The sequence below is a fragment of the Flavobacterium sp. genome (assembly GCF_003525665.1).
GTDB lineage: Bacteria > Bacteroidota > Bacteroidia > Flavobacteriales > Flavobacteriaceae > Flavobacterium.
The window spans coordinates 14,387-22,156 of the sequence record NZ_DQDX01000150.1 but is presented as its reverse complement, the minus strand read 5'-3'; the positions used below and the strand labels follow the sequence as shown (position 1 = coordinate 22,156).

Sequence of the window (7,770 nt, the reverse complement as noted above, 5' to 3'; positions counted from 1 at the left end):
CCAGCGCAGCAAAAAATAGCAGTATCTATACCTTTATTAGCTGATATGATAGATGCCGCTGAAACATATGCCCGTAAACAAAAAAAAGTATTACCCCATTATAATATTGAAACAAAATCAGATCCTAAAACAGATAATAGCTATCATCCCTTGCCCGCCGAATTCGTAGAATTGATTATGCGGGTAGTGCGTAGTAAGAAAATTGAAGCAAGAATAACTATTCAATCTTTTGATCCCAGAACGCTCCAATACTTACACGAGCACTATCCGAATATAAATACCGCGCTATTAATAGAAGATTTCGATAAGCGATCTTTAGCGGAACAATTAAAAGAATTAGGATTCTTACCCACTATTTATAGTCCACATTATTCGTTAGTCACAACCGAACTTTTAGCGCTATGTAAGGCTAAGAAAATAAAAGTTATTCCCTGGACTATAAACGATTTGCCTACGATGCAACGACTAAAAGACATGGGAGTAGATGGGTTGATTTCCGACTTTCCTAATTTGTATAAGGGGATAGGGATGAGGTAATAGGAGATAGGGAATAGGGGATAGTTTTTTTTCAAAATACTAAAACCACGTATAATCGTTCTTCGTAAATAATCTGTCACACAATCAAAAAACTTTTAAAAAAACAGGTTATGAAAATGATTACATTATTGTTCTTGTCGGCATTCGCATTGAACATCACATTCGCACAAAAAATGGAAAAAACTGTTGAAGTAGGTGGTGCAGCTATGTATCCTTCTAAAAACATTATCCAAAATGCAGTAAACTCTGCTGATCACACTACATTGGTAGCAGCAGTAAAAGCCGCTGGACTTGCAGAAACTTTAAGCGGTGAAGGTCCGTTTACAGTATTTGCTCCAACGAACGCAGCATTCGAAAAACTACCAGCTGGAACAGTTGACGGATTATTAAAACCAGAAAGTTTAGAGAAATTAAAAGGTTTGCTTACGTATCACGTAGTTGCAGGAAAATTTGATGCTGCAGCAGTAACAGACGCGATCACAAAAGGAAACGGAAAATATACAGTTACTACTGTTCAAGGCGGAAAAATCGATTTGAGTTTGAAAGACGGAAAAGTTGTTTTAACAGATGCTAACAGAGCAACTTCTACAGTTGCTATTGCAGATGTTGCGGCTTCAAACGGTGTTATTCACGCTATTGACACGGTTGTAATGCCTAAATAATTATTAATTCAAAACGGAAAAACCGCTACAAGATAATTGTAGCGGTTTTTTTATGAATTAACCTTGTGTAAAATAATTAAGCTTTATTTCCAAGTTTTACCTCAGATACTTTGTATGTTTTTCCGTCTGCGCAAGATTCTGCGGCTTTTACTAAATCGTCTGATTTTAATTTGTCTAAATCAAAATTAACGGTTGCCATTTTAGTTTCAAAATCTACTTTGGCATTTTGAACACCATCCATGTCGGCTAATTTTTCTTCAATTGTTTTCGCACAACCCATGGCACAAGTCATTCCTTCAATTTTGAACGAAGCTGTTTCTGGTTTTACTGCGGCAACAATTTCTTTCTTTCCTTTTACTTCTGCTGTTTTGCTCGACGCATCTTTGCATCCAATAAACAATGCTGATGACAAAGCTAAAATAGCAATTGATTTTAAAAATTTCATAATCTATATATTTTAAAAATTTGAGTTCGAAAATTACATTCAATTGTAATGGACAAAATTACAATAAATATACTATGTCAATTCATAAAATTATGTCAAATTTGTACTAAATAAAACTTATGCAAACAGCAACATTAAAATGGTTATTGCTAACTATTTTGGCATTAATTTGGGGAAGTTCTTTTATCTTAATTAAGAAAGGATTAGTTGGTTTATCACCAATGCAATTGGGTTCGTTACGAATTATATTTTCGGCCGTGTTTCTATTGATAATCGGATTTAAAAGCCTAACACAAATCAAGCAATATCAATGGAAATACATTGCTTTAACCTCACTTTTTGGCACGTTTATACCAGCATTTTTATTTGCTGTAGCACAAACACAAATTAGCAGTTCTGTGAGTTCTATTCTAAATTCACTTACACCTTTAAATACATTAATTATTGGTGGATTTGCCTTTGGTTTAACCTTTAAGCGTTCGCAAATTCTTGGCGTAATCATTGGGTTAATTGGAACTTTATTGCTAATTATTAATGGTGCATTAAATCATCCGAATCAGAATTATTGGTACACTATTTTGGTTTTAATTGCATCGATTTGTTATGCTACCAATGTCAATTTGCTCAAAAAATATTTATCCGATGTAAAGCCGTTGAGTATTTCTACAGGAAATTTCGCTGTGATGTTAGTTCCAGCTTTGATTGTGCTTTTTTCAACTGATTTTATGAATGTTGCAGCAAATGCCGAAGTTCAAAATTCGATGATTTACATTGTAATTCTGGGCGTTGTTGGAACTGGAATTGCGAATATTATTTTCTTCAAATTAATTCAAATGTCTTCGCCAGTTTTTGCAACATCAGTCACCTATTTAATTCCGGTTGTGGCTTTCTTTTGGGGATTATTAGACAATGAAATGTTAACTCCTATTCAGTTTATTGGAGCATTTATTATATTGATTGGCGTTTATCTTTCTAGTAAGAAATAGTGGTCAGTGGTCAGTGGTCAGTTTTCAGTTTTCAGTGTTCAGTGTTCAAAATTGTAAAGAAAACAGAAAGTGAGGATTATTTTTAAAAAATATTATGGAATGATTTCTACAAATGTAATTTCGAAACTAAAATTAACTAATATTGTAACTTGTTAATTATAATTTATTTACCAACGAAGGCGGTTTACACACCAAATTATTATAGCAGAATAAATATGAAAAAAATAATTTTAATGCTAACAAGCTTAATAGCTGTTTTGGGATGTTCATCAAGTGATGCAAGTTCAAATATTATTGAAACACCAGAAAATTTAATTGGTTCATGGAAAATAATAGGTTATTATACAACTTTTGATATGGACGCACAACCACCAACTGATAATTTTCATCTTGTTGATTATGTTAATGAAATAACTTTTAACACTAATAAAACTTTTAGCCAAATTACAGGAAATGCAAATCATACTGGAACATACAGTGTTTCTACTGATAATGTATTAACATTAAATTATAAACGAAACTTTCCAACTGAGCCAAATTATAGTGAATCTGTAGAAATTTCTTTATTAAACGAAACTACACTTGAAACCAAAGTGTATTCAAATGAATTTTGTGGCACAGATGCTGTAGTAGGTTATAAATATAATAAAATGAACTAATAGGTAAATTAAACCAAAAAGACCGTTTCAAAAAGTATGAAACGGTCTTTTTAAATTTCAATTAATTTAAAAAAATCATGAAGACGCTTTTAGACAACAAATAATAATAGCAGAATAATAAAATAGTAAATCATGAAAAAAATAATAGCAATTATTATAACGGCAATTGTTTTTGCAAGTTGTTCTAAAGATAACGACACCAACGCTCAATTTAATGTTTCGACTATTGCTGGAAAATGGCAATTAGTAGAATTTCTAGCTGCCAATCCTGATGGTCCAAGTTTAGTTTCAAATGGTCCTATTTTAAATCTTAAATTAGATGGAACATTTACCGACAATAGTTATATCACGCATCCAGGCGGAACTTATTCTGTGTCAAATGATAGTATAATTTCTTTAAACTATGAAACTGTTACAGCGCCGACTGAGACAATATTCCAAAAAATCAGAAGTTTATCTGATACTGAATTAATCTTAGATGATGATTTATCTGTTTCTGGCACAGCTTGTGCAGAAGGTTGCGCAAGAAGGTATTCAAAAGTGACGGATTAAAAATCTTTATTTTTCAAAACCAAAAAGACCGTTTCAAATTAATGAAACGGTCTTTTACTATTTAATTATTTCTTTCTAATTATTGAAAGTCAGCATCAGTAACACCTTCGTTGATTTTTACTTCGCTCATTTTAATGTCTAGTTCAAAACCAACATTCATTACAATATTATAAGGAAGTTTAACTCCTTTTACATCTCTGTAATCATTATAGTAAGTAACTTGAGTTGACTTTTTACCTTGTTTTTCGTCTGTTGTAGATTCTGCAGTTTTTAAACCCGATTTTACATCAAAGTAATGTTTAGTATCACCATCAACAACAACATAAGCGTCAGATCCATTAATTGGTTCAATCGATTCCACTTTAACAGCAGGTTTAGTAGCTAATAAAGTTTCACTAAATAAAACAGCACTTTCTTTCATTTTAGCTAATTCATCACCTTCAAGAACTTTCTTCTGTCCTTGTTGCGACATGTAAGCCGAATTTCCGTTAACTACTTGTTTCATAATCGCTCCCATTCCTGTCATAGATAACTCAACTAACATTCTACCTTTAGAATCAATTTTAGAGTTATAAGCCAAAGGCATTGGTGCTTGAGGTATTTTTGTAGTTCCAGCAGAAACTATAGATTTAACAGATTTAATGTTTTTTTCTCCACCAATTGAAGCAACATAACTATCAATTACCGACTTTACTGTAACATTTGCTGGAACAGGTTTTTTAATAGCAGGTTTCTCTGTAGGATTTCCGAATTTATCGAAATAGAACATTGGAATTTTCAATCTTTCTAAAGCAGGAATAACTTCGCTTCCTTTACCAGTAACGATTATTCTCAAATTGTCTTCAAGAACGTATTTGTTCATTACTCTCATTACGTCATCAGCAGTAACTGCTTCGATTTTTTTGATGTAATTTTCGTAGAAATCTGCTGGTAAACCTTCAGTTTCAATGTTCAATGCATAACGAGCAACCGTTTGAGGTTTTTCAACTTGCATAACAAATCGTCCAATGTAACCCGCTTTTACGTTATTCAAAGTTTCATCCGATACTTTTTCGGTTCTAATTCTTTTAATTTCTTTCATAAATTCAACAACAGCACTGTCCGTAACTGAATTTCTTACTTGAGAATTAGCTTTGAATTTACTAGCCATAAATCTGTTTGAACCTACACTTGAACGTGCACCATAAGTCCAACCATGAGCTTCACGTAAATTCATGTTTAGGTAACTATTAAAGTCACCACCAAGAACTTGATTTGCTACAATTACAGGAAAGAAATCTGGATCAGACAATTTTAATTTTACTGTATTTACCAAAGAAATTTCAGATTGAACTGCATTTGGCATGTCCACAAAGTTGATTTGTGTGTATTGAACATTACTTGGATCAGAATACGTTTGTTGAGGCGCTTTTCCTTTTACCCAAGTTCCGAATAATTTTTCAACTAATTTTTTAGTGTCTTTGTATTTTACATCACCAATAATAACTAAGTACGCTTTCTCTGGAAGAAAATACGTAGCATAATTATTTTTTACGTCTGATAACGATACATTATTAATAGTTTCTTCAGATAAATACTCTCCAGATGGATGATTTTTACCATAAACAAGAACGTTTTCAACACGTCCAGCAACAGCAGGAACGCTTTTCTCTTGAGTTTTTAAACCTTCAATTAATTTTTCTTTTTCTTTATCAAATTCTGCTTGAGTAAAATTTGGATTCAAAGCACCATCGGCCATTAATTCCAAAATTCTTTTAGAATATTTAGATAATCCGCTCGCGAAAGCACCGCTTGAACTAAAGCTAATGTCGGCACCTAAAAAGTCAACTTCTTCATTAAATGCATCTTTTGCAATTTTCTGAGATCCGTTTCCAATTAAGCTACTTGTTAAATCATCAACACCTTTTTTGTTTCCTTCTGCATACGGCGCATTATCGATAGATAAACTAAAAGAAACTCTTGGCAATTTGTGATCTTCTACAACTAATACTTTCAATCCGTTTGGTAATACAAACGAAACTGGTTTTTTAATATTGATAACCGGCGCTGGTCCTGGTTTTGGTTGTGGTCTGTCTTGTGCTTGCATAGTGATAGTTAAAAACAAGCTAGATAATATAATTAGTGATTTTCTCATGATGTCTTATTGTTTATTTTCAGCTTTATCTTTTGCAGGAACGTAATCTAAAATCAATCGTTGATTTGGATTTAAATATTTCTTAGCAATATCTCTAATTTCTTCACGAGTGATTGAACGGTACATTTCAATTTCTGTGTTAATCAAGTTTACATCACCATATAATAGATAGAACGAAGCTAAATTCTCAGCAACACCTTCTACAGATGAATTGCTGTTAACGTAAGTATTATCGTATTTGTTTTTTAATTTTTGCAAATCGTTTTCAGATATTAATTCTGTTTGAAGTTTAACGATTTCTTCATCAATTTCTCTTAAAACGTCTGCTGCAGTGTTTTCACCTTGAGGCATTCCGTAAAGAATGTACATTCCGTAATCTTCTTGATTGAAACTGAAAGCACCAATTTGTAATGCCATTTTCTTATCATCAACAATTTTCTTGTACAATCTTGAACTTTTTCCGTCAGATAAAATAGTAGAAATCATGTCTAAAACTCTAGCATCACGCGTTTTCATTGATGGCGTTCTGTAAGAAGCAACAATCATTGGTTTTTGAATATTCGGATCTTCATAAGTTGCATTTAATTGCGTTGTAATTGGATCTTCAACAAATTTTTCTCTTTTAATTTCTTGACCTCTTGGAATTGGTCCGAAGTATTTCTGAACCCATTCTTTAGTTTTAGCAACATCCATTTGACCTGCAATAACTAGAACTGCGTTATTTGGAGCATAGAATTTTTTATTGAAAGCTTGAAATTCTTCTAAAGTTGCAGCATCAAGATGTTCCATAGAACCAATAGTTGCCCAACGGTATGGATGTTTCACGAACATGTTTTTCTTAACTTGACCAATTAAGTTACCATATGGTGAATTGTCAACTCTTAAACGTTTTTCTTCTTTAACAACTTCGTTTTGAGTATCAACACCAATTTGGTTAATAACAGGATGCATCAATCTTTCAGATTCCATCCATAAACCTAATTCTAAATTGTTAGATGGGAAAACTTCAAAATAGTACGTTCTATCGTCAGAAGTGTTGGCGTTGTTTGTTCCACCATTTCCTGTTACAATTTTAAACCATTCGCCTCTTTTAATGTTTTGAGTTCCTTCAAACAATAAATGTTCGAAAAAGTGAGCAAAACCTGTTCTTTCAGGGTTTTCGTCTTTGGCACCAACGTGGTACATAACAGATGTAATAACTACTGGCGCAGATGGATCATTATGCAAGATAACATGCATTCCATTAGCTAAATCATATTCCTCAAAAGCGACCTTTTGGGCATGAGCTGTTCCTCCAAGCATAAGCAATGAACTTAAAGCGATTAAAGATTTTTTCATAAAAAACTATAAATTTTTAGTTGATAGAGTTATAAGTATGGAATTTCCATAAATGTTACACAAAAATAGATTTTTTTATTGGTTTTAAGAAAAGTAATTAGCACAATATCTCGATGAAGTATAACACACTGATTTTTAATGAAAAACTTTTTCAAAATTGCGTTGCAAGAGAAATATTTATTTGTATATTTGCAACCTTAAAAAAATTAACTAAACAATTTGTTATGTACGCAATCGTAGAGATAGCAGGGCAACAATTTAAAGTAAGCAAAGACTTAAAGGTTTATGTTCACCGTTTGGCTAATGAAGAAGGTTCAAAAGTTTCTTTTGACAAAGTTCTTTTATTAGACGATAATGGTAACGTAACTTTAGGCGCCCCAGCTATAGAAGGTGCTTCTGTTGAAGCAAAAGTGTTACAACACTTAAAAGGTGATAAAGTAATCGTTTTCAAAAAGAA

At 32.4% G+C, this 7,770-nt stretch carries 9 protein-coding genes; 6 read left to right on the top strand and 3 right to left on the bottom strand.

Features of this window, described 5'->3' with window-relative positions:
* A partial coding sequence (locus DIU01_RS10675; protein ID WP_290834271.1) for a glycerophosphodiester phosphodiesterase family protein occupies positions 1-537 on the top strand: 537 nt, incomplete at its 5' end.
* A gap of 116 nt (positions 538-653) precedes the next feature.
* Positions 654-1,199, top strand: coding sequence for a fasciclin domain-containing protein (locus tag DIU01_RS10670; RefSeq protein WP_290834278.1), 546 nt, complete (start codon positions 654-656; stop codon positions 1,197-1,199).
* A gap of 76 nt (positions 1,200-1,275) precedes the next feature.
* Here DIU01_RS10670 and DIU01_RS10665 read toward each other — a convergent pair whose 3' ends face one another.
* Positions 1,276-1,644, bottom strand: a complete 369-nt coding sequence (locus tag DIU01_RS10665; RefSeq protein WP_290834269.1) for a heavy-metal-associated domain-containing protein — start codon at positions 1,642-1,644, stop codon at positions 1,276-1,278.
* A 119-nt stretch (positions 1,645-1,763) separates the two neighbouring features.
* Between DIU01_RS10665 and DIU01_RS10660 the strand changes: the two genes are divergently transcribed.
* From DIU01_RS10660 to DIU01_RS10650, 3 genes are all read left to right on the top strand, one after another.
* Positions 1,764-2,630, top strand: coding sequence for a DMT family transporter (locus DIU01_RS10660; RefSeq protein ID WP_290834267.1), 867 nt, complete (start codon positions 1,764-1,766; stop codon positions 2,628-2,630).
* A 215-nt stretch (positions 2,631-2,845) separates the two neighbouring features.
* Entirely contained in the window at positions 2,846-3,289 is a 444-nt protein-coding gene (locus DIU01_RS10655) for a lipocalin family protein (protein ID WP_290834265.1), read from the top strand.
* A 132-nt stretch (positions 3,290-3,421) separates the two neighbouring features.
* A complete protein-coding gene (locus DIU01_RS10650) occupies positions 3,422-3,841 on the top strand; it encodes a hypothetical protein (protein WP_290834263.1) in 420 nt (139 codons plus the stop codon).
* Between the two features lie 79 nt (positions 3,842-3,920).
* Here DIU01_RS10650 and DIU01_RS10645 read toward each other — a convergent pair whose 3' ends face one another.
* Positions 3,921-5,975: a pitrilysin family protein gene (locus DIU01_RS10645; RefSeq protein ID WP_290834261.1), complete on the bottom strand. Its 2,055-nt coding sequence runs from the start codon at positions 5,973-5,975 to the stop codon at positions 3,921-3,923.
* Positions 5,976-5,981: 6 nt separating this feature from the next.
* Positions 5,982-7,313: a pitrilysin family protein gene (locus DIU01_RS10640; RefSeq protein ID WP_290834259.1), complete on the bottom strand. Its 1,332-nt coding sequence runs from the start codon at positions 7,311-7,313 to the stop codon at positions 5,982-5,984.
* Positions 7,314-7,537: 224 nt separating this feature from the next.
* On the opposite strand from DIU01_RS10640, the gene rplU reads away from it, so the two are divergent.
* On the top strand, positions 7,538-7,770 hold a 233-nt coding region (gene rplU / locus DIU01_RS10635), incomplete at its 3' end, for a 50S ribosomal protein L21 (protein WP_290834276.1).